This window comes from Sporocytophaga sp. (assembly GCF_017745095.1).
Classification (GTDB): Bacteria; Bacteroidota; Bacteroidia; order Cytophagales; family Cytophagaceae; genus Sporocytophaga.
Window position 1 is genome coordinate 300,461 of the sequence record NZ_JAGHZZ010000007.1, and the last position, 23,321, is coordinate 323,781.

16 protein-coding genes are annotated in these 23,321 nt (G+C 35.7%); 9 read left to right on the top strand and 7 right to left on the bottom strand.

Translation table 11 applies throughout. From position 1 onward, the window contains the following. The first annotated feature begins 245 nt into the window (after positions 1-245). The 4 genes from J7604_RS13000 to J7604_RS13015 are packed head-to-tail and all read left to right on the top strand — an operon-like array spanning position 246 to position 4,131. Positions 246-1,319, top strand: coding sequence for an HlyD family efflux transporter periplasmic adaptor subunit (locus tag J7604_RS13000; protein ID WP_293896722.1), 1,074 nt, complete (start codon positions 246-248; stop codon positions 1,317-1,319). Continuing rightward, positions 1,316-2,098, top strand: coding sequence for a polyphosphate polymerase domain-containing protein (locus tag J7604_RS13005; RefSeq protein ID WP_293896725.1), 783 nt, complete (start codon positions 1,316-1,318; stop codon positions 2,096-2,098). The genes J7604_RS13000 and J7604_RS13005 overlap by 4 nt, the downstream gene beginning before the upstream one ends. A 5-nt stretch (positions 2,099-2,103) precedes the next feature. Next, positions 2,104-2,778 carry a DUF4956 domain-containing protein gene (locus tag J7604_RS13010; RefSeq protein ID WP_293896728.1) on the top strand — a complete coding sequence of 225 codons (675 nt, stop codon included), beginning with the start codon at positions 2,104-2,106 and terminating at the stop codon, positions 2,776-2,778. 3 nt (positions 2,779-2,781) lie between these two features. Then, a complete protein-coding gene (locus J7604_RS13015) occupies positions 2,782-4,131 on the top strand; it encodes a TolC family protein (RefSeq protein WP_293896731.1) in 1,350 nt (449 codons plus the stop codon). Positions 4,132-4,143: 12 nt separating this feature from the next. Here J7604_RS13015 and J7604_RS13020 read toward each other — a convergent pair whose 3' ends face one another. Beyond that, positions 4,144-5,343 carry a glycosyltransferase gene (locus J7604_RS13020; protein WP_293896733.1) on the bottom strand — a complete coding sequence of 400 codons (1,200 nt, stop codon included), beginning with the start codon at positions 5,341-5,343 and terminating at the stop codon, positions 4,144-4,146. A gap of 190 nt (positions 5,344-5,533) precedes the next feature. Here J7604_RS13020 and J7604_RS13025 point away from each other — a divergent pair, with 190 nt between their 5' ends. Then, a complete protein-coding gene (locus J7604_RS13025; protein ID WP_293896753.1) occupies positions 5,534-5,671 on the top strand; it encodes a hypothetical protein in 138 nt (45 codons plus the stop codon). A gap of 181 nt (positions 5,672-5,852) precedes the next feature. Here J7604_RS13025 and J7604_RS13030 read toward each other — a convergent pair whose 3' ends face one another. The 3 genes from J7604_RS13030 to J7604_RS13040 form a co-directional block, all read right to left on the bottom strand. Next, a complete protein-coding gene (locus tag J7604_RS13030) occupies positions 5,853-6,506 on the bottom strand; it encodes a class I SAM-dependent methyltransferase (protein ID WP_293896755.1) in 654 nt (217 codons plus the stop codon). 349 nt (positions 6,507-6,855) lie between these two features. Next, positions 6,856-9,111 carry a histidine kinase gene (locus tag J7604_RS13035; RefSeq protein WP_293896757.1) on the bottom strand — a complete coding sequence of 752 codons (2,256 nt, stop codon included), beginning with the start codon at positions 9,109-9,111 and terminating at the stop codon, positions 6,856-6,858. A 56-nt stretch (positions 9,112-9,167) separates the two neighbouring features. Continuing rightward, complete coding sequence (locus J7604_RS13040) at positions 9,168-9,905, bottom strand: LytTR family DNA-binding domain-containing protein (protein ID WP_028980122.1); 738 nt, start codon at positions 9,903-9,905, stop codon at positions 9,168-9,170. A 120-nt stretch (positions 9,906-10,025) separates the two neighbouring features. On the opposite strand from J7604_RS13040, the gene J7604_RS13045 reads away from it, so the two are divergent. Both J7604_RS13045 and J7604_RS13050 read left to right on the top strand, forming a co-directional pair. Continuing rightward, entirely contained in the window at positions 10,026-12,530 is a 2,505-nt protein-coding gene (locus J7604_RS13045) for a TonB-dependent siderophore receptor (RefSeq protein ID WP_293896761.1), read from the top strand. 133 nt (positions 12,531-12,663) lie between these two features. Then, positions 12,664-13,485, top strand: coding sequence for a hypothetical protein (locus tag J7604_RS13050; protein ID WP_293896763.1), 822 nt, complete (start codon positions 12,664-12,666; stop codon positions 13,483-13,485). Positions 13,486-13,529: 44 nt separating this feature from the next. Here the strand turns inward: J7604_RS13050 and J7604_RS13055 are convergent, their stop codons facing one another. From J7604_RS13055 to J7604_RS13065, 3 genes are all read right to left on the bottom strand, one after another. Then, positions 13,530-16,334, bottom strand: a complete 2,805-nt coding sequence (locus J7604_RS13055; RefSeq protein ID WP_293896765.1) for a glycoside hydrolase family 43 protein — start codon at positions 16,332-16,334, stop codon at positions 13,530-13,532. A gap of 281 nt (positions 16,335-16,615) precedes the next feature. Further along, complete coding sequence (locus tag J7604_RS13060) at positions 16,616-19,813, bottom strand: carbohydrate-binding protein (RefSeq protein WP_293896767.1); 3,198 nt, start codon at positions 19,811-19,813, stop codon at positions 16,616-16,618. Between the two features lie 440 nt (positions 19,814-20,253). Next, positions 20,254-21,228 (bottom strand): hypothetical protein, encoded by a 975-nt coding sequence (locus J7604_RS13065; protein WP_293896769.1) that lies wholly within the window; start codon positions 21,226-21,228, stop codon positions 20,254-20,256. 558 nt (positions 21,229-21,786) lie between these two features. Between J7604_RS13065 and J7604_RS13070 the strand changes: the two genes are divergently transcribed. Continuing rightward, on the top strand, positions 21,787-22,620 hold the full coding sequence (locus J7604_RS13070) for a zinc-dependent peptidase (RefSeq protein ID WP_293896771.1): 834 nt from the start codon (positions 21,787-21,789) through the stop codon (positions 22,618-22,620). Positions 22,621-22,788: 168 nt separating this feature from the next. Further along, on the top strand, positions 22,789-23,321 hold a 533-nt coding region (locus J7604_RS13075; protein ID WP_293896773.1), incomplete at its 3' end, for a hypothetical protein.

The following is a 23,321-nucleotide window of genomic DNA, read 5'->3' on the forward strand; positions in this document are numbered from 1 at the left end:
ATAATTTATTTTACAGAAATGAGAATTTTCATGCATGCTTCATTAGGAAGAGCTTATCATAAAAGACCTTCTGAACATATTAAAATAGACATCCTGCAGTCATACCCTTTATAATCATTTATGAGAATTAAAAAAATGACAAAAAATAAGATCATGAAGCAGCGTTCTTTTATAAAATAAAGTCTTACGTCAAATTTAAATATAATGGTGATAGCCATTTATTCTTTTACATATTAGTACCGTCAATGAAAAAGAAGTTTTTATATTTTGGGATTGGTATAACAATTTTAATAGGAATTATTTATTGTCCTATAAAATTTACATATATAGTTTATTCTACAGGTAAAGTATTTCCAACATATGAATGGGTATTAGGCAGGACATATGATGGAAGGATCACAGAAACGATTAAAAACAATCAGTTAGGCCTCATCAGTTCCTATGCAGGAAAAGAGTTTCAGAGAGGAGATGTATTTGATTTTTACATCAATCCTGAAATCAACGATAAGCAATTTGTTGAAAGAGGAGAAATGATAGGCGTTCTCAACTCCACAGAACTAATGCGTCAGATCAATCAGCTAAAAGGAGAAAGAGAAGTAGAAAAAGCTTTATTAAAAGTATATTCTACAGGCCAGAAGATCCAGACTATCAAAGAAGCAGAAACAAATTTAACATTAGCTAAAGAAAGATTTTCCATTCAGGATAAACTCATTTCAAGACAAACCGATCTATACAAAGATTCACTAATTTCTCCTCAGCAGTATGATATTGCGAAGAATGATTACGAATTAAGTAAAATCAATTTGGCACTCGCTGAAGCTCAGATAAAAACTCTATCTACTGGTGAGAAACCTGAACAAATAAAATTCATCGTTGAAAAGATAGAAAATCTCACAGGCCAGATAGCAAGCCTTGAATCAAGGAGAGACGCATTACAGATCAAAGCTCCATTTGCGGGACTTATACAAAGAAAAAAAGGAGGTCAATCAACTGTAGAGGTTCTTGCAAATATAGTCGATACATCTTCCTATATAATAGTTACTCCAATAAAAATCAAAGAGTTTAAAAATTTATCCAAAGGGCAAAAATGTAAACTCAGTTTATTCAATACAGACTGTGAAATGGAAGCCACAATTTGCCATATAGATAATGCAATACAAATCATAGGTGGTAAGCAAGCGATTTATGTTACTGCCAAAATTGATAAAAAATGCCCGGGCGTATACCCCGGAATATTTGCCCAGACCAATATAGAATGTGGCAAGCACACAATCATTGAATACTCCAAACTATTATTCCAAAGCTTGTTCTACAGATGATGCTCCGTTATGAAAGGAAGTACTTTGTTCCTAATGATCGCATAGATGACTTAAGGGCAAGGTTAATGCCATTTGTCAATCCGGATGTTCATACTAAGGTGGGAGAATCCGGACTTAGCCAATATACAGTTCGAAGTATTTATTATGATACTCCTTTCATGGAATATTATTATGAAAAAAAAGAAGGACTTGAATTCAGAAATAAATTCAGAATAAGAGGGTATGACAATCAAAATGAAGACAGCATTGTTTTTCTTGAAATAAAAAGAAAGCTTAGTAACAGAATTGGAAAGCATAGAGCAACACTCAAATTCACTGACCTTAAAGCACTTCTGACCACCGGTAATACAAGAGATTATATTAATGGACCAAAGTTCCCTAAAGCTTTTAAAGATGCAGATAAATTCCTATTTTATTATTACTCCAAGTCTTTAAAGCCTGTTAACCTTGTGGTATACGACAGAGAGGCCTTTCACGGTAAGTTTGATGATGAGGTTAGAATTACTTTTGATAAAAACGTACGAACCTCAATTTATCCGATCATCGACGAATTATATTCCGAAGAAAGACTTAAGTTGATCACACCAGGCTTCTTTGTGCTTGAAATAAAGTATTACAACATTATGCCTACATGGGCCAGGTCTATTGTGGAAGAATTCTCTCTTCAACTTGAAGCAATATCAAAATATTCTTCAGGTCTGGACATCCATCATACTACATATGGAAGAATGCGTTTTTCCCCAATATCATTATCAAGAAATCCATTTTATAGATTATAAAAATTATGAATGAAGAATTACAGGATATTTTTTTCTATGCTTTAACAATAAAAGATGTAATAGGCAGACTATTAGTTGCGCTCTTTTGTGGTGTTATAATCTCATTATTTTACAGAATAACCTACAAAGGCTATAGTTATTCATCGACATTTGTCAACTCCATCATATTACTTACCATGATTACAACTATTGTAATTATGGTTATCGGAAATAACCTTGCAGCAGCTTTTGGCCTTGTAGGTGCTATGTCTATTATTCGTTTCAGAACCGCCATCAAAGATACTATCGATATCATGTTTATATTTTTTTCGCTTGCAATAGGGCTTGCATGTGGAGTAGATTTTGTCTCAGTAGCTATTATAGGAACAATAGTAATCGGATCCATTTATTTCCTGATTGTAAAATTCAACTTATCTGCTCCAAGAAAAAAAGATTTCTTATTACAACTTATAACAGTTGGACAGGAAAGCGATGGTAAAGAGTTAAATAAAATAATTTCAAAGTATTGCAGAAAACATAAAGTAGTAAATGTAAAAGGATTGAGAGAAGATCGTTCTAACATGCTTGAGGTTTCCTATTATATTAAGTTAAAAGATGAAAATAGCGGACAAAATTTCATAAAAGAAATTAAGGCTGTAGAAGAAGTTAAACATGCAAATTTATTTTTTGACGAGGAATAGCAGATGAATAGGAGAAATAAGGGTTGGATGCAACAAAGTATCTTTATATGTCTTTTATATTTTATAACCATATTGCCTTCCAATGCTCAAGATGGAAACCAGACCTGGACATTAGATCAATGTATCGAATATGCCTTAAAACACAATTATAAAATACAGCAAACAAACCTTCTGAGCGAAAAAGCTGCTATCAATTTAAAATCTGCCAAAAACAACTATCTTCCTGAAATAGTAGGAAAAGGTAGAAATATATACAACTGGGGATTATTTGTTGACCCCGCTACCAACATACTTACAACCCAAAGCAGCGAGATTTATACAGGATCTATTGAAGGAGAGCTCACACTTTTCAATGGCGGTTATAATTATTATACATTAAAACAAAACAGAGATTTATTAAATGCAACGCTCTCCGACAATAAAAAAGTAGGTAATGATATTACACTCTCCATCATTGCAGCATTTTACCAGGTATTGTTCGCACAGGAACAAATAAAAATAACTAATACACAACGAGATCAATCCCAAATTCAATATGAATTGATTAAGGGCATGGTTGCCAAAGGCGTACTCTCAAAAATTAATCTCCAGGAAATTGAATCTGAAGTAGCACAAAGAGATGCTGCAATAACTATTGCCAATAGCAATCTTCAACGTAGCCAGCTTGCTTTAAAACAGCTTCTGGCTTATACAGATGGTAATCTTTACCTATCAAATGAAGATAAAAACTCCATACCGGATTCCTTACAAATTGAGCCATATGAGCAAATTAAAGAAAAAGCATGCATCTTTTTACCTGAAATAAAAAGTGCACAGTACAGACTTAATGCTCTTCAATATAGAAGCCAGGCAACTAATTCACTTCGATTATTTAACTTTTCGGTTTCAGGAGGAGTAATTACGAGAAGCTCAAATCTAGTTCAACTTGAGCAGAAGAAGCAATTCAAGCAAAACCTTACAGAATATGTTTCATTCAATCTTGCAGTACCAATATTCAGCAAATTTTTAAAGGTAAATGCATTATCATTATCTAAAATAGATATAGATATACAGAAAAAAGAACTCGATAAAGTTAATTTAGAAGTAGAACAAAAAATCCAGGCATCTTACCTTGATCTTGTTACAGCACATAATAATTACAAAGCTTTGGATAAAAAAACAAAAGCATTCCAAGCCCAGTATAATTATGCTTCAAGATCATATTCCTCAGGTATCATAAATTATATAGAATATTATTACGCTGCGAATATGCTTGTCACCTCTCAGCTAGAGCAATTGATTGCTGAATATGATTTTTATCTTAAAAGAAAAACTTTAGAATTTTATGAAGGAAAAGGATACTGTCAGCGATAATTATTTAGAGAATCAAATAACCTGAAGTAATTCCACTTTCGATTCCTCTACTGCTCTATTATACATAGCCAAATACTGTTCTCCAATAAGACTCCAATCATATTCTTTTAAAAGTTTTTCCGCAGCTTTTTTTGCCTGTATTTGCACAGACTCCTTGCGCTCCATTAATTCTTCAATTTTATGTGCTAGATCATCACTATTTCGGGATTGGAAAAACAAGCAATGTTCCTGCTCTTTAAACATTTCGGTCACACAGGGAAGGTCAGAAGAAATAAGCGGAATGCCAGCAGCAACAGGTTCAAGGACAGAATATGGCAAATACTCCAATTCACTAGGCATCACAAAGGCATTACAAATTTTAAACAACGTATTCCTTTGAACATCATTCACCCAGTCCAAAACGACTATATTACTACCGAGTTTTTTAGTTTTATCATCTATTTTTTTCAGATAGCTATCCCATTTCAATTCCCAGCTTACATTCCTTCTTCCCGCTAGAATAAACTTAACATTTCGCCCTTTCTTCATCAATATCTTTGCTGCATCGAGAAAGTATTCTATCCCTTTTCCCTGAGCCCACCTTGACATGCAAAGCACTACAAATTCAGCTCCTCTTACCTTAGCTTTTATTTTCTTTTTAAAAGCTGCATCTTCTTTTTCATAATCAATAGAACTGACGCCATTAGGTATAAAGCTCACGGCTTTGTCATAAAAAACATTTCCATAAGCTGTGCTAAGATTAATATAAGATGAATAATTCAAAATGTGAATTGTTTGTGCCTTTTCCAACAACATTTCTTCACAATTGATTGAAGAAACAGGATTCACTCTTATCCCTTTTTCAAATTTAGCAATACCATGTACACTGTATACTAATTTCTGATCCGGCAGTTCCTGAACAACGCGTGAAATAATTTTATCAATAATCCAGTGTGAGTTAAAAACATGTATCAGATCATACTTTTCGGATTTAATTAATTTGACACAATTTGATACATATTGTGCAGGATAAGTAGCTATAAGCTTAGAAGTATTATTAGCATTGCATCTATAATGCTTTGCAGAAACCGATAAATATTTCGGGCTATAACCAAGATGAAAAACATCCAAATCCAAGGTTTTCCTGAGTTCAGAAGTAAGACCATTTACCACTCTCCCTACTCCTCCCAAAACATGTTCACCGAATTCAAAGGTTACAAATAAAATTTTCATAAATATGATTACTTAGGGATTCAAAGAAAATTTATGTTCCTTCTCCATGCAGGAAATTCACTAACAGTGAACTCACTGAATACATTATGCTAATGTTATATGGAACAAATAACCGAGAAGGACTATGAATCCTTTCTGATTATAAAAGAACAGTTTAAACTTGCGGTATTAACGATTTAAAAATTCGAGAATGAGCTTAATCAGAGTAGATACTCAAAATATGATATGCGGTATTTCAGGTGCTTCCACTCTGATAGCTCAAACACTACTTCCTCACACTAAACTAAAGATTGTTTTGGGAGTGATATCCAACTTCTTTGGATATTGAGGTCACTTCCCTATTCTTATTATTTGAATTATTTTTCATGACGACTTCAAGCCCTTTTTCCGTGAGCGCTTTCACAGCCATTCTATTTTGTTTAATCAGGTACAGCCTATTCATCATCATTAATCCTGCTACAAATGAAATCGAGTATTGTACTGGATTAATGAAAAGAAAGTATAAAAAACTACTCATCTTTTTGACCAATGAGATCAGCCATTACCTGAAACTTGTTATAAGACTTCATGGTATAGAATTCCTTAAAGTGAATCCAGTCTCTGTTATCCCATCCTATCCTTTGAAATACACCAAGGTTTTCATCTTCAACTCTAATATATTTGAAATCAGTTCTGTTCTTTTTAACAAAGCTTTCTACCATACAGGTGCTTCTCATCCAAGTATCATGGAAGACTATAAAACCTCCCATATCCAGTAAACGATCCGCATAAAAAAAATCGACAAAGATGCCGTCAAATCTGTGATCTCCATCAATAAAGATTAAATCAAAAGACCTTTGCTCACTCAACAACTGGGGCATTACTATATGTGAGAAGTTACGATGCAGCTCAAGGTTATGTCCCAATCCCAGTTTTTCTATATTCTTAATACCTATATTTTGAAATCTTTCCTGATAAGGATCAATGGCTACGTGGTGACTTTGTGATGCAGACATGATGTATGACCCGGACTTTCCATAAGCAAAGCCTACTTCGAGAGTTCTCTTAAGACCATTTTCCTTTACCAGGTTGTACAAGACCTCTCCTTGACTATCAGCAACCGATGTAACCTCATCTTCCTTAGGTATATCAATTGTATTTTTTATCCGGCCGAAAGCATCCATAAATTATATTTTTTGAAAAGTCTTCTAAAATAAAATATCAGGGCTAAACCCTGGCTTCACTTCTATTCAAAGAATTCCTCCTTACATGTTTCATTTTTTTTGAATGTTTACACATACAAAAAGTTTATAATCAGAACACATCAGAGAGGATGTTTATCAAATATCGACAGAAATTTCAGTTCAAGGAGAGATAACTATTGAACGGTAAGTTTTAAATGATAATCGGTAAAGTTGCGTTCACAAGTGGTCGTTTTATAGGTTAAAAACATCGACAAACCACCTTTTTAAATAAACAAAGGTGTTTAAACACTAATTTAAACCACTCAAAAAAATCATTAAAAAAATAAAATTATACATATTCTACCAACTGAAGTTTGAGTATAACTGTAGTTCCGGATGGATTTCCATCCAAGGTAAATTCATCTCTTATACCAACCTCCATATTGGAATTGTCTTTTGCATTCAGCAGTTCTAATCGGTCACGGGTGAGGTTCATTGCGACAGATTTATAATCTTTGCTTCTGTTTTCATTAATTACTTTAGAAGCCTCTCTGCCAATACCATTGTCATAGATATAACAATTCAGAAAACCTTCTGATGGGAAAATTGAAATTTTTAATAATCCTCCGCTGACCTTATGTCTCAGGCCATGCATAATAGAGTTTTCAACATAGGGCTGAATCAACATTGGAGGAATTGCGATCATATCAGATTCAATTTCTTTCACTTCTATCTGATAAGTAAAAGAATTACCCAGCCGCATCTGCTCAAGTTCTATGTAACTCTTTAATGCTTCCAATTCGCTATGAAGACTTACCATTTCTTTTGATGTATTCTCTAAAATACTTCTCATCAGTCTGGCATAACATGCTAGAAATCTATTTGCCTTATCGCTATCATTTGAATTGATGAAACCTTGTATAGAATTAAGAGAATTAAACAAAAAATGAGGGTTCATCTGTGATCGCAGAAGACGCTGTTGAATTTCGAGATTGGCGAATTTCAGTTGACTTTCTCTTGCATTCTTTCTCTGACTGTAATAACCAAATGCAAGAAAAATTAACGTCAAGCCACCTGAAAAGCCAAAGATGATCCATAAACGTTCATGAGCAGACTTATTCAATTCTGTCCTTTGCTTTTCAATATCCAATTCATTTTGTAAGTTTTCTTTAGCAAGTTCATTAAGCTTTACCGCTGTTTTTTGCGTGAGCAGATCTTGCTCTGACCTGCTTTTCTGAAGCTCTGATATCTCATGTGCTTTCCTTTCATTCTCCAACTCTTTCTGAGTCAATAACCACATTCTGCTAACCCTATCCTTATTAAGCATTTCATTATTAAGAGCCATCTTCTGAAGACTATTTTGCTGAGCTAGCAACACAATATCCTTTTCTCTTTGTTCAGACAAAAGCTTATACTGTTTTAGAACAAGATTATCAATTTCCTTATTGAGCAACAATTGCTGAATCTTTGACTCTTTAGTGCTTATCAGAGAGTCCACTTCCGCCTGCCTGTTCTGAAAAAGAGTTGAGATAAGATTTAAACTATCATTGAGTTTTTTATATTGATCATAATAATACTTCTGTTCTTTAGTTTTCCCTTTCTGTTCCATGATCTTAGATCTTATGTAATAGCATTGGGAAAGAAGAGATAAATTATTACTGTTTTTGATCAGATCTATAGCAATACGATTATTGTCAGAAGCTTCACTATATTTTTTAAACTCAAGCAAAGTTGCTGCTAAGTAATTCCGCACTGTAGCCTCCTTTTCTTTGTTTTTATCCATACTCACAACTTTCAATGCTTCGTTCAATGCCATTAATGAAGAATCTAAATCCTTTTTTATATTATATATTGCGCCAATATTTATTAAAGTTATATAAAGAGAATCTGTATCTCCAGTTTCAATACTTGTAATCTTGGACTTTTTAAAATAAACCAAAGCCTTTTCATTATCAGATTTGAAATTATACAGGTAGCCGATATTATTAAGAATGGTTGCTTTAGTATGCTGATCAACACTATGAGTTACAAGATCAAATTGTTTAAACTCCATTAAAAGTGCGTTATCATAATCATGACGTTCTAAAAATATGTCACTTTTTTTCTTGTAGATCCTCTGAAGAAATACAACATCTTTGAAAGAACTTAAAGCAATGGCCTTGTCATATTCAACTAAAGCAAGGTCTGCCTGATTGAGGTGAGAATAAATATCTCCTTCAGCTTCTTTTATATCTTTTTTGAATTCGGGATCAATAGATGTACTATCTGCCAGTTTATAGTATTCAAGACCTTTTTTATATCCTCCCCAATCATGATATAGATCTCCCAGGGTCTTTAATACTTCTGATTTTTTACCAACATTTTTATCAAAAATTTTCAGCGAAGTAAAAAGGTATTCCAAAGCTACAAGGTAACTGCCGTTTTTCTGAAATACTTTTCCAATAATAAAACTACTTTCACCTTTTAATACTGTATCTTCTTTAGCTATAGCATTATCATAGACTACTCTCGCTTTATCCAAAGCTTGAGCAAATTTCCTTTGCTGCAAATCTCTCTGAGCATCTAGAAGCAATTGATTTTCAAATACATTTTGAGCAAAAGCCAAATTTGCCGCAAAGACAAAGCAAAGCACCAAAAAACTTTTGAAGAAAAAGGCCCACATTAGTTATTGAATAAGTATTTTAAGAATACATCTTTTCTGCGTCTTGAAACCTCGACTCTGGCTCCATCTTTCATAATCACCTGACTATCTTTGGGAAGATATCTTTCCACAAATTCAAGGTTAATCAAATGAGATTTATGAATCCTGAGAAACTTAGAGCCTGAGAGTAATTCGTCAAATTCTTTTAGCGTCTTAGATACTAGCTGAGGTTGATGGTTCTTCAGATAAAAAATTGTATAATTCCCATTTGCTTCACACCTGATTATTTCATTTACTTCTGCAACAAAAAATTCATCTTTGGATGGAAGTACAATTTTCTCATTTCCATTTTTGTTCTTTTGAAGAATTTTAATTTTGTTAGCCATTGCTTCGTTGGAAACCTTAACAGCCTTATCCACAGCCTGAACAAGCAAATCCGGGTCAACGGGTTTTAAAAGATAATCCAAAGCGCAAAAACGGAAAGCTTTTATTGCATAATGATCAAATGCAGTCACAAAAATCACCTGAAAGGTTGGCTCGTCTGGAAGTTGCTGAAGTATATCGAAACCAACCCCATCTTTCATCTCCACATCCAGAAAAACAAGGTCAGGATTATTTTTTTCAATAGCCTGAAGCCCGGAAACTACCCCATGAGCAAAATCAACTACATTAATATCAGGACAATACCTATTCAACAATCCCCTTAATGCCTCGACACTGGTAAGTTCATCATCTATTATTATAGCTGACTTATTCATATTAATCCTTTATATTTATAATTTGTAAGAAAGAAGTAAGAATCATAACAAGATAACATTTTTTTTACATCTTTATATTACCGTCTTCATATTGTATTTCCCAACAGCATAGTCACTACCATGCAATTAAAATGTATTATTCTAAGTTTAGCTCTATTGGCTACCTATTCACTGGCAGCTCAAGATATAAGCTTTGAGAAGAAGGTAATCTCCATTGAAGAGCTCATAGACTCCACAGTTTCAATTGGTTCTTTCTTAGACCTCGATATCAGGCATTCACCGGTAAGTATTTCGGTAATCACTGCCGATCAAATACAAAATTCAGGAGCAAGACATCTATCTGAACTATTAGAAATATATGTACCTGGTTTTCAATACATGTACAATAAATGGAATGGTATCATTTGGGGAATGCGGGGTGTAGCTGCGGACAGGAATACTAAATTTATTTTTCTGGTGAATGGCCATAAGATGAATACGGAATCAAGAGATGGAGCATTTTCTGAACTCAACCTTGGTTTTTTATCAGACCTTGAAAAAGTTGAAGTACTCAGAGGTCCTTCAGGACTTGTTTATGGATCTGGCTCCATTGGCGGGGTTATTAACCTTGTAACTAAGAGATATATTCAGGATAAAAGAATACTTGAAGCAGGTATAGAAACATGGAGCCTCAAAACCGGAGGTACTATAGATAATTTTTCTGTTTCGGAAAGACTTAATAATGGCGGCACTATACAACTTTATGGTGGGATAAAATGGTCTCAGGGGAGTGGTATGCAAACTCCGCATATTTATGGAAGACCGTCATGGCCATCTCCCCAAACAAGAGAGGATCATCCGACAACAGGTATTCCCGCCACTGGCAGCAGCTGGGACACTCCAGGTAATTTCATCTTTTCAACCGACTACCAGATTAAAAACTGGAGAGCATATGCACGTGTCACTCATCAAGTTACCAATGCAGCAGGAATGTTTGTTATGGACCCATGGCCTGAAATTGCCGGAGTACCAGACTCCACAGTTACCCCAAGAATGGTTGATGGCAAGCTCGTGGGCCCGGGAGGTTTCTGGGGGCTAACAGAAGGGAACGGTAATAACAGGAGACAATATAAATTGAGCAATATCACCATTCAGATCAATAAGGATTTTAAACTTAAGAAAAATCCAATCAAGCTGAATTGCGGAATGGATCTGGTTTCCAGCAAAATTACAGTACAAAATCTTCCTGAATATAACAGAGTAGCTAATGAAGAAATAAAAGAAATTGAAGCTTTCGGAGAAAGAAGATTTAACCTGACTGGCACATATATTATAAACAGGAAATCTTTCCAAATAGCAACTGGTATAGATAGCAGATTATTTATTTTCGGAAAAGACCTTGCCGGCAAAAACTCCCAGCAAGAAAAAGCCAACCACCCTATAATTGCAAATGTAATGTACTTCAATCAGGCAGTATTCTCTGAAGGAGTATTTTTCCCAGACCCCAAAATAATGCTGGACATGGGTATCAGATATGACCTGCATACACGTACTGTCAATATAGGAGGCTTCATCAACTCAAGATTAGGGATGGTATATACTATTAACCCAAACAGCAACATCAGATTAACTTATCAATCTTCAGGTAACAATGGAAGTGCCGACAATTACGAACCCAACAGAAATATATTCGACGATCAGGGAGTACCATACAAGGTACCGCATTATGAAGTACCAACTGTAAAGCCCAACGAAAACTCTACTCCTATAGAACCTGTCAGCACCAAAGAACTCAGAGCTGTTAAACCAGAAAAAGCTTATTCATGGGAGCTATCAAGCTTATATGAAAAGAAGAACTTGAGAGTACATGCATCTTTATCCTACAATACCATCAAAGACCTTTTTGCGTGGAACCAGGCTTCTTTCAGAGTAATCAATATTGGTAAATATCATTTTGTAAATGGTGAAATAGAATTGCAATACAATATTGGAAAACTCTCCATAGGCCTCAATCATGTGATAACAAGACTAGTCAACACAGACGTACTTAAAGAAGGAAAGCAAATGGATAAACTGGTATTTAAGGAAAAAGCTTACAATACAAAAGTTATTGACGGACAAACCTATTATTATCCTGTCGTATTAAAAAATTCACAAGGCCAAGACTCTACTACTAAATTTACCATCAACCCAGTATCGGATGGCATTTCAGTTGATGGCAAGAATTTTCTTAACCTTGCCTCCAATGTATCTAAAGCCTATATAGACTTTTCTTTCAACAGATGGTTTTCTGTTCACTCGGACTGGCGCTTGTTCTGGGGGCTTAAAGGAAGAAGCGACCTTATCAACTATACACCAGGAGAAACAGGAGTATTACAGGATTATACAAAATATTATCAATACAACAGCACTTATCCATATCTTAATGTAGACAGGAGAATGATTGTAAAATGGAACGTTGGATTTAAACTAGCTTTGAAAAACACTATGTTTCAGCTGTTCATTTATGACATTCTTTCGCCTCAATCATCTTCTAATAACATAAACTCAATCCGGTGGCAACAAATGTCTGATTCGAAAGTACAGACTGACCTATACAGTTATGACTTCAGATCGTATGCACTGAAAGTGACATTCTTTTTCTAGAAAAAAAATTAACTAGGACGCTGTAGAATTTAACGCTGTAGAATTTAACCTCTTCTGCAGCATATTTAGCTTCAATACGAGATCAAACAAATATCAAAGATGGTGGTTAAGTCTGAGGCATGTGAGATTTCAAATGAAAAACTTTTATCTTCTGTTCTTGATATTCCTTACCTCTATAAATATTTTTGCCCAAACTGATGCAAAAAAAGAGGCTTCTGTAACTAAAGAAGCTGAAGGTGGAGGTGTATCCAACGAGCAGATGACAAAATCCAACAATCCTCTTGCAAATCTCAATTCATTTAACCTGCAAAATTATTATTCACCAAAAATACAAGGCACGACTGAAGTCAGTAACTCATTACTAGTTAGAGGAGTTATGGTATCAGGAAGGCAAATCATAAGAGCTACAATGCCTATTACAACTACTCCGACAGTTGAAGGTTATAGATCAGGATTGGGAGACTTTTCCATATTTGATATTATAAAATTAACAGGTGACAGTGCCAGAACTGAATTTGGTGTAGGTCCACTTATAGCTGCACCAACAGCGACAAGCAACTCAATAGGTTCCGGAAAGTGGCAAATTGGAGTAGCTACTGTCGTTATTCACCCTATGAAAGGTGGTAATATGATCGGTACTTTGATTACATACCAGACCTCTATTGCAGGTAATAAAAACAGAACCGGTACCAATCTATTGATATTTCAACCGGTTTTAACTCTAAACATGGGCAATGGCCTTTATGGACGAAGCGCAGGGGGAACATGGACCTTTGATTTTCAAAATAACAGAACTCTTATTCCACTTGGAATTGGCGTTGGCAAGATTTTCAAAGCAGGAAAAACGATCGTCAATATTTTTATAGAGCCAGAGTTAACGGTTTATAGTGAAGGACAAGGACAGCCTGCGTATCAAATATTTTTAGGCATGAATTTTCAATGGGCGAAAGATTAAAAAGGTGTTAGCCATTGATTACAATGACTAACACTAAATATTTTTTAAAATATAACAATCTTACTCCCCCCAATCAGATAAAGCCCTTCAGCCAAGCCAAAGATCTGATTCATCCCTTTGTTATACTTAATTCTACCGAAAGATTTACCTTCTACATTATATATTTCCACTTCTCCTGATTCCAGAGCGTTGATATAAAGTACTTTTTCATAAGAGTAAACATTAGTAGAATCTAATGTATTTTGAACTTGTTTTTGCCCTGTCACTACATCTGATCCTTCATTAGATATTTTTTCAACTACAAAAAAATCCTGCAAACTTTCTTCTCCTGTAAATCCAAATGACATAGTAGTTGTAGGTGCTCCGGTCTGTATGACTTGATAATTATATAGCTTCCCGTCTCTTGCTGTAATAGTGGCTTTATATATAATAATAGAGCCATTTCTGGTAATTTTAAATTCAACATTAGCTCCTGTCATTATCGAAGCAAAATTAGCCCAATTCCAGTCATAGGTATAGGCTAAGCTTCCAAATACATCCATAGCATAGGAATCGGCACGCAAAAGCATAGTACTACTTCCGGATATAGCTCTCAGAATATAGTTATCCCAATTATCGACACTTATAGGATTATGATAATTATTAAATTTATAAATCAGTTCAAAATCTCCAGAAACACTAATAGTATTGCCTTTTACTGAATTAAATGGAACTGTATAAGTACCATCATCATTGGTAGTCCCAACAACTTCACGAACTCCAAGCTGAACAATTGAAATCTTCTTTACATCTAAATAACAGGTTTCTCCGCCTAAATACACATCTACTGCACCTACAGGAGAGTTGGCTGAAGTACATGAGTAAACCAATACAGAATCTACATAGGAGAACACATTGATGTTTGTCCCTACCCTAGACACTTTCAGTCTTACCTTTTTATTTTTGTAAACGTCTTTAAATTGTGTCCAATCCCAGGTATATGAATGATTTACAGTAGAACCTGTAAACGTTCCTACAGACCAGGCGTCAGCCCTTAAATGCCAGGTTTCTGAAGTTGTTTTAACCGCTACAGCCCAATTATGCCAGTTTTCTGCAGCCTGTGTATAATTATCAAACAAATACTCAACCTCAAAATCTCCGTTTACTGACTGTTTGTTAAATTTAGTGTATGCATCCCAGGTCAGAGAATATTGCCTATCTCCGATAAGAAGCGACTCTCCTTTATAATTGGTGGTATTTATAGTTGCAGTGTTTGTTCTTTTATATCCCCATAAACATCTTTCATTAGCGGAATTCATTGCCGTAAATGCAACTGTCCTGGTAGACAAGCCATCCATAAGTTGCTCGCACATTGCTCCTTTAAATGTACCAGCACTGGTAGTTAGGGTAATATAATGCTTTCCGGATGAAAAATTATAAGACCAGGTGCCAGTATATGCCCCTGTTAAAGTACCATCAGCATTGACATACATTTCTTCTTCAAGGTTGCTCTTAAGTTTAGCATAATCAACAGAATTGTGGGTAATCACACTGTATATTCCTGTAATCTCCTCTCTATTATGTTGCTTTTTAGAAAGACCGAATCCAACCCTGTATTCAAAGGGAGCAGCTAAAGGCCAGCCATTCTCATTAAAAAAAAGTTGATGAACTTCTACATTGTGCCAGGCAGTACCGTTATCAAACTTAGTGTGATATACTAGATAAGCAGATCCATCTTCGTCCCTTAATACGGAATTATGTCCTTGAGCAACGTCTGCCATAGTCCACCAGTTATACTTATAGTTCTGCATGATCGGCATTCCATACTGAGTATTATTACCATAATTAAAAATGTATTTATCAAAAACTGCATTATCACCAGTTACGTCTGTATATTGTCCATCTATAGTACTCGATCGAAAAACCCTCATGGTATAACCTCCTTCAGGAGAGTAAAAGCCCATGGATATAAATAAATAATAATAACCAACACCGTTAGCATCTTTTATATAACGTATATAAGAACCTTCTCCTGATACGTAATACCCGCCGCCAATATGTATACCCATATAAGGATCAAAGCGGAGACGCCCGCCATTCCAAACCGGACTACTTCCCAATCCATAGTTATAAGAATAGTCCCGAAGCCCTGTTTGCTCATTAAGTTTTAAAAGAAAAATCCCTCCGGACCAAGATCCATAAACCATCCATAGCTTTCCAGACTCATCATATAACACAGCAGGATCAATACAACTTACGGCATAGGTATTATCCCATTTACCAGAGTTATCAAGGTAACGACCATCTACGGTTGATGTTCCTATTACCTTTGCATAGTCTGTCCTGGCGATACTGGTGGTGCTATTTGTAAATCCACCATGCACGACAGAACCTACTCTTTCATAAGGTCCCTCAATCTTACTTGCAGTGAATAATATAATGGAGGATTTAAATTCATTTCCAGACAGAGAAAAATACATTGTCCATTTCCCCAAAGCTTTGTTATAAATGACGTCAGGTGCCCAAAGATTGCCTTTAACATCAGCAGAGGTTGTGTGTCCTGCATAATCAGCTTCACTTGTAACTAGTTGATAATAGTTATTGGTAATCGTACCATTGATTGAAAAAGTAGGCGTAAAAGCTGTCCAGTTAATCATATCTTTGGAATATGCAGCTCCTACCTGTGTTCCAAAAATATAATAATACTTTGTCCGACTGGCCGCTGCATCATTAGAAGGATATGAATTACCATTGGCATCCTTATAAACAATCACAATGGAAGGATCATGAACAGGTACCGTTGCTGCATTGGCAGATTTCACCAAAAACAAACTAACTACCAGAATAAAATAAGAGAATAATTTTATCATTTTTTTCACAACTTTGCTATCAGGATATACAATTCAGCTAGCAAGAAGTAACAACTTTTTCAAAAAATAAAAATTATCAATACCGACCAATTTAATTCAGAAGATCAATTTGCCAACTTCAAAAAAAGAGGGTATTTGCGCTTTTGAAGCAATTCCCAAAAAACTATTTCATTCTTCTATAATACCTACCCATCAATCTGGAAAGTCCTGACTTATCATTGATGCCATCGCTTAAAGTGATGGCATCAATCAAGTATATTAAATTGAAAGAATTATAAGACTTATTTCTTGAAAACTTTATGAGTCTTCTCTTTAGTGACCAGATAATACATACCAGCTGGATAGTTAGATAAATCTAATTCTGTATCTTTCTGCCCGGACTGCAATACCTCTCCTTCCAAATTCACTATTTTCCATTCGTCAACTTTCAACATGTATACTTTGCTTTGAGTAGGATTTGGATATAGGTCCTGAGTTAGATTCTGAAAGGTTTCTATTCCAGTAACCACACAACCAGCAGCCGAAACCCCAGCTGAGAAATAGATAACATCGATATTGGCTAAGCCATCTGCTGTGATAGCAGAAACTTTTACTTCATTCTCTCCTGCTTTCAGAGTAACATTTACACTAGCAAATTTCCAAGCTGTCCAAGAATCGGTCGGTGGCATGCTCAGCAATGTTACCGAACTTCCGTTGACATAAACTTGTCCATCACGATTTGCTGTTCCTCCGTTCGCATAGCGGAAAGCCAAAGTCACTGTTTGATCCGATGCGCTACTCAGTTTCCAAGTAGCAGAAGCTCCGAGAATGTTGTCTGTATTTATATATCCTGTTCCGTAGAAACCTTCGTTTTTGGATTCTGTCTGAATTCCTTCGACACTGCATGCCTCTTCAGCTTCCAGACTTCCCTTACATGGTAAGTTGTTTGTTTTCCCACCGATACATGCTCCACAATTGTCATTAACGGCTGAGCCTCCCCAGTCTCCATTACAGTCTTGTTCGCAAGCAGTTAAACCTGTTGTTCCTCCTACACATTTACCACATTCGTCAGTAAAGGCATCCCCCCCAATTTGCCCGTTACAATCGGTGACACAACCTCCCGCCCTGACTTTAGTTGAAGTAAATGAAATCACATCAATATTAGGTGCACCGTCTGCGGAGGTGGAAGAAAGCGTAAATAGGTTCGATCCTTTTTTCAGATTTACAGTAACGTATTCAACTTCCCAGGTGGTGAAGCCGCCGGTGGCCTTGCCGAGCAAACTGCCTTGTTGCGTGCCATTGATTGCAATGGTAATACCACGTGCTGCGGTTCCGCCATTTGCATATCGAACCCCAAGTTGAGTCGTAATGGCTTCATCAGCTACTATGTACCAAGAAGCAGAAGTTCCTACAGCATTGTCTAGATTAAGATAACCATCACCAATAAATCCTTCATTTTTAGATTCTGCTACACCAGTTGCGGTACAGAAGTCTTCGCCCTCTAAGCCGCTTGTACAGGCAGCTTTACCGGTTGTTCCCCCTACGCATATCCCACATTTATCTAATACGGCCTTTCCATCTTTCACACCAAAACAATCTACAACGCAAGCTGTCTTTCCTGTGGTACCTCCTACACAAGTACCACAGGCATCAACATAAGCTCCTCCGTTTATGGTATTATTACAATCTTTCACTCCACCAGCTATTGCAATATTCGGCTTGGCTGGCGCCGTCATGTCACTACCCAGATAATAGCTCAAATGAGGAGGTTGATTATAAGCAGAGTTTTGCCATGAGATTGCTACCCTGTATTGAGCATCATGCATTAATGTCCTGAAGGTGTAAGCAGATGGTACAGTAGTAGTGTAGATCAGCAAATTTTTATTATCTGTAGAGTGAAGAATTATTTCTTCTCTCCAGTCACCAAAGATATCTCCTGCAAGATTTGGGGTGGCCTTTGTCGTATTACAAGAGGCTCCGCTTCCATAAGCAGCATCTGAAAGTGTTGCAATACGTTCAGTCTTACTGCTTGTATAGTTCCACTTATCCAGCTTTACACCATCAAGCAACTCGGTTTGTAAATCTCCGTCCCAGTAAACCCTGAAACACTCCGAAGGTCTTGATGTTGCAATTATTGTTCCTTTACAATTATATGTTTTTCCGGCTCCCCAAACTTCATAACCTTTATGACGCGGATCTATATCTCCGGCCATACAACGTCCTATATCTCCCTGATTTCCTCCACCAAGCCCCCATAGCGGCTTCCCTGTTTTCGCATCTCTGAATTCCAGTCCATAGTTCCCATATTTACCAGGCTCTTCATGGCATTGCCAAACTTCCTGTCCTGCTCTGTCCGGGTCCATATCCGTCATATGCAATGCATCTCCATGACCAAGGCCATTTGCATATAAACCGTTTCCATTATCATCTATAGCACTGGCTCCATTACAAACTTCCTGTTTGCCGTCTCCATCCACATCCCCTACTGTCATCTGATGATTCCCCATACTTGCATAAGAGCCATTGCCTGAAGTATTGCTATCAAAGATCCATCTCTGTGTCAGTTTGCCGCCTTTCCAGTCCCAGGCTACACGAACGAGACGTGTATAATAACCTCTTCCGAATACCATGCTTGGAGTCTTTCCGTCAAGGTAAGCTACTGTTGCAATAAATCTGTCTACTCTGTTTCCATAACTATCACCCCAGCTAGACACCGTTCCTCTTGCAGGAGTATAGTTTGCAGTTGCCATTGCTGCTCCAGTCTTACCATTGAATACGGTTAAAAATTCAGGTCCGCTAAGCACATATCCACTGCTGTTTCTATAGTCTGCTGCTGGGTTTCCAATCACCACTCCTTTGCCATCTTTGGTACCATCTGCAGTTTTGCAAGCCATTTCAGCAAGACCATCACCATCGAAATCATATACAAGAAACTGTGTATAATGTGCTCCCGCACGGATGTTCCGTCCAAGGTCTATTCTCCACAATTGTTTTCCAGCAAGCGAATAACAGTCTATATAAACGTTACCCGTATAGCCTGACTGAGAGTTGTCTTTTGAATTGGATGGATCCCATTTTACAAAAATCTCATAAACACCATCTCCATCCACGTCTCCGACGCTACAATCGTTGGGGCTATAAGTATAAGCTTCCCCTTTTGGTGTTGTGCCTGATGGAGGTATTTTCAGTGGTATAGTCTTATACACTTTATCCCAGGGCGCTACGGCCTCTGAAGCAGCCTGTTCCACTCCGCCTATAATTGCTTTTACCGTATAAGAAGCAGTAATACTTCCCGCATTATCAGTATAGTTACAGACAGTGATCGGTGTTGAGTTTACTTTTGTTCCGTTGCGGTAAAGGTTAAATGTAATACCATCGTTTTCAGTACCTAGCCATCTCCAGCTCACAAATACCTTGGAGCCACCCTGACTGATCGCAACAACACCTCTGTTTAAATTCTCCATCTGGTATTGAGCATAACCAAATTGAAAATGAGCCATTAATAGCAATAATAAGAATATTACTTTCCGGTTGTATCTATTTACAGACAGCAATAAACGTAAATGTGGTATCATACTAAGCATATTTCATTTTAGCTAAATACCCAGGGCGAAATCCGGAAGTAACTATATCAAGAAAAAAAATTTAAAAAAGTGGGACGCGGAAAGAAAAACATTCATAACACTACAATTCAACGACTTAAAAAGTACAAAGCCTAAAGTAAAGAAAAACAGGTGGATAAAATTGCTAGTAAGATATTAATTGCTCGGTTACTTATAGCATTAGGTTTTCTGTATAATAAATTATGACAGACATACACCTTATGAGAGGTGACTATAAAAAGAGGGCTACATCATAAGCGACGGAGCCCTCTTGTATTATCAAGTTTAAAGATGGTAAAACCTTATTTAAAAATCAGAGATTTCAATGCTAACAACTATTACAGCTTTGGGTTCTTATCTACAATAGATTTTTGAAACGTTACATTTAAGTCAGACAAGGAGTCGATTCCAAACTCTTTAAGTGCCGACATCAATTGTTCACCTTTAATATTTTTATCTCTTAACTCTATGACAAAATCTTTTAAAGATTGAATTGAATTCAAAATTTTGCTAATCTCCTTTGTTATTGGCACCTGAGCTTGCTTCAATTCGTTGTAAGCCTGTTCTCTAATATTGTCTGAAGATTTAACCAACAAAAGTTCCTGCTCAAAATCCTCGTGTAATTTAGTTTTATAAGTCTCTAAACTTGTGGAGATTTCAGGCATCTTAACTGTCACCATCTCGTTATACTTTTTCTGCGCTTCTTCTATAGCTTTGAAAGTTTCTTTCAAACGCTCTTCATAATCCCCAAATGCTTCTACTTTAATCCAAAGATCTGCCACACTTTTGATAGGATAATCTGCCGCTTCCTGCATGCCAAAAATTTCTTGTCTCAAGCTGTTAATTGCAGCAAACCCAGGCTTAATAGCAGCGATAGCCAAGACGCCTAAAGTTGCATAAACTCTAAATTCAGGAGTGATGCCGGGAATATGACGACTGATATAATATACAAAGCCTGCATTCAGTGTGTGGACTATAATCGCGAAAATAGCTGAGCGTTTTTTGATTTTTTTAATACGAGCCAAATCACTATCAAGATTCACGCCCTCAGGCTTTTGAGGATGATTCTGCCTTCTTTCCAAATCGGTTTGAGCAGCTCTGGCTACAAAATAGGTGCTGCCCACTAAGATACTCATAGTAGAAACATACCAGAGATAAAGGGTTGCAGAGATCCAAACATGCATTTCATAGGTAGAACCACCATACATAGAAATACACCATCTAATGATGAAGACAAGTAACACGGATCCACCGATCCACAAAAGCCATTCAATAAATGTAGCGGTTAAGTACGCTCTTCTGTTATAATGCATAAGAAAAATTGTTTCAATTAATTGACCAAAACTAATTCAATTATTTAACTTAAAATAATATAAACGCAATGATTGCTTTATCGAAGTTACCCACAAGAAAGTTGCTTTACTAAGCAAGAAGTTTTTATACAACTATAGAAAGATATTAAATTCATAAAAAGTAGAATATCAGGAAACAGACCAAAATATATTCGTCAATCCAAAACATACTTTCATTAAGTACTCTGGCAACTTTACTAAATAAATAAACCATTATTGTTTTATCATTTATACTTACAAGAGTTAGTTTAATTGATAAAAATTTTAGTTTGTTTGTTAATAAATCTTTTTAATGTTAAAGTTCAATAATGAGAAGCTGCTTTCGGATAGCTTTATTGTTTCCTATTGGATCTGAAATAATTATAACTTTTTCACTTATTTAAACATAACAGAGGAACGATCTCTGCTAATCTCAGCTTATGACAAAAATGAATAGCAGAGACAAAAAATAGCTTCACTTATAAAAATCCGTATAAAATTTATACGCTTTTTTATTATCTTCATTAAATTTTTTATTAAATGCAATTTCTATTTCTATTGTGGAGAACTTCACGTGTTACGAAGGACCATTTTAGTTCAACGGCAGCTATATTTTGGTTCAGCCTTCCTATTCTTTTTACACTGGTAGTTTTTATCTATTATTATCTTAAATGGAAACAAATTAATATTTTCAAATTATTCCTTTACTTAAAACCATTGCCTGATGAGCATAAAGAGATCCTCAGAAAGAAAAATCTCTTCTATAAAAAACTATCCACAGAATATAAAAGTAAATTTGAACAAAGGGTAAATCATTTTCTGATCAATAAAAATATCATAGATGAATCAGGTAATGATGTATCTGATGAAAAGAAAGTGACAATAGCTGCGACATTCATTCAGCTTACAATTGGGTTAAGACCAGTGTTTCTTTCAAACTTCAATACGATTACTGTAAGTCAAAAGAAATCTGACTGGGGCTTGAAGAAAGGAAACAAAAAAGTATTTAAACTATCATGGACAGAATTTGAACTTGGCATTTCCAACATCTCAGATGGATACAATCCAGGACTTCAATTAATGGCTGAAGCTTTATTTGAAGAGAACCTTCTTGAAACGACTGGTGCTGCAATCTTCGGGGAATCTGCCTTTAGAAAGTGGCAGACAATTTCTAAAAAACAGGCGGATTTTTTTATTAATACAGGTTTAAGTCAATTTAAGAGTTACAGAGAAGTTAATAAAGAAAAATACTTTGGTGCTTCAGTTGTCTATTTCTTTGAGAAGCCTCAGGATTTTAAACAAAGATTTCCTGATATGTATAAAGCTATGAAAGGATTGCTCAATCAAGATACTGTAAAAAATAGGATAATATAGTTTTCGCTACATTCTCCCAAAATAATATATCAAGTTATTTCACTTTCTTTAGAATTTAAAAACTAAAAAAAATGTGGATAACAATCAGAACCGATCACCTAAAAGGAAACATATTGATAAATGAAGAAAAATCTTAACGCCTATTCAATAAGGCTAAATATAATTGCGATGTGCTGTTTTCTCCTTCCTTTCTTTTATACTGGTTGCGAGAAAACTAAAGAATCTGCTAAAGCTACTGAGGTTATCGATACTATAGCACATCTTGATACCATTCCTCTGTTAGATGAATCCTCAAGTCAAGTCGACAGCTCTCGCATTGAAACAATAAATAATAGCACTAAAAAGGATTCGATTGACAATACAACTTCTAAAGTTAACAACGATGATCTGGCGCAATTAATTTCCATAAAGATTCCACTCTTGTCTCCAATCCTTGTACCTAACCCTGATACATACTCTGGCCTTGCCATGTTTATCAATACTCTCAGGTACATTTCTTTTTATGGAATTTCAATTTCGTTTATACTATTAACCATTAGTTTAATAGCAAAATATATTGAACCTGGAGCAAAGAAAATTATACTACTATTAGAAGTTATTTCTTTTGCCGCCTTTGCGATTACGAGACCTCTAACTTGGGAATACAAAATTCTTTGGGGATATTGGTTAGCGTTTGTTTTTGTTTCTCTCCTATTCATTTG

Coding starts and splice junctions, on each gene's coding strand:
- J7604_RS13000 (WP_293896722.1), top strand. CDS start 246: ATGAAAAAGAAGTTTTTATATTTTGGGATTGGTATAACAATTTTAATA.
- J7604_RS13005 (WP_293896725.1), top strand. CDS start 1,316: ATGATGCTCCGTTATGAAAGGAAGTACTTTGTTCCTAATGATCGCATA.
- J7604_RS13010 (WP_293896728.1), top strand. CDS start 2,104: ATGAATGAAGAATTACAGGATATTTTTTTCTATGCTTTAACAATAAAA.
- J7604_RS13015 (WP_293896731.1), top strand. CDS start 2,782: ATGAATAGGAGAAATAAGGGTTGGATGCAACAAAGTATCTTTATATGT.
- J7604_RS13020 (WP_293896733.1), bottom strand. CDS start 5,343: ATGAAAATTTTATTTGTAACCTTTGAATTCGGTGAACATGTTTTGGGA.
- J7604_RS13025 (WP_293896753.1), top strand. CDS start 5,534: ATGAGCTTAATCAGAGTAGATACTCAAAATATGATATGCGGTATTTCA.
- J7604_RS13030 (WP_293896755.1), bottom strand. CDS start 6,506: ATGGATGCTTTCGGCCGGATAAAAAATACAATTGATATACCTAAGGAA.
- J7604_RS13040 (WP_028980122.1), bottom strand. CDS start 9,905: ATGAATAAGTCAGCTATAATAATAGATGATGAACTTACCAGTGTCGAG.
- J7604_RS13045 (WP_293896761.1), top strand. CDS start 10,026: ATGCAATTAAAATGTATTATTCTAAGTTTAGCTCTATTGGCTACCTAT.
- J7604_RS13050 (WP_293896763.1), top strand. CDS start 12,664: ATGAAAAACTTTTATCTTCTGTTCTTGATATTCCTTACCTCTATAAAT.
- J7604_RS13055 (WP_293896765.1), bottom strand. CDS start 16,334: ATGATAAAATTATTCTCTTATTTTATTCTGGTAGTTAGTTTGTTTTTG.
- J7604_RS13060 (WP_293896767.1), bottom strand. CDS start 19,813: ATGGCTCATTTTCAATTTGGTTATGCTCAATACCAGATGGAGAATTTA.
- J7604_RS13065 (WP_293896769.1), bottom strand. CDS start 21,228: ATGCATTATAACAGAAGAGCGTACTTAACCGCTACATTTATTGAATGG.
- J7604_RS13070 (WP_293896771.1), top strand. CDS start 21,787: ATGCAATTTCTATTTCTATTGTGGAGAACTTCACGTGTTACGAAGGAC.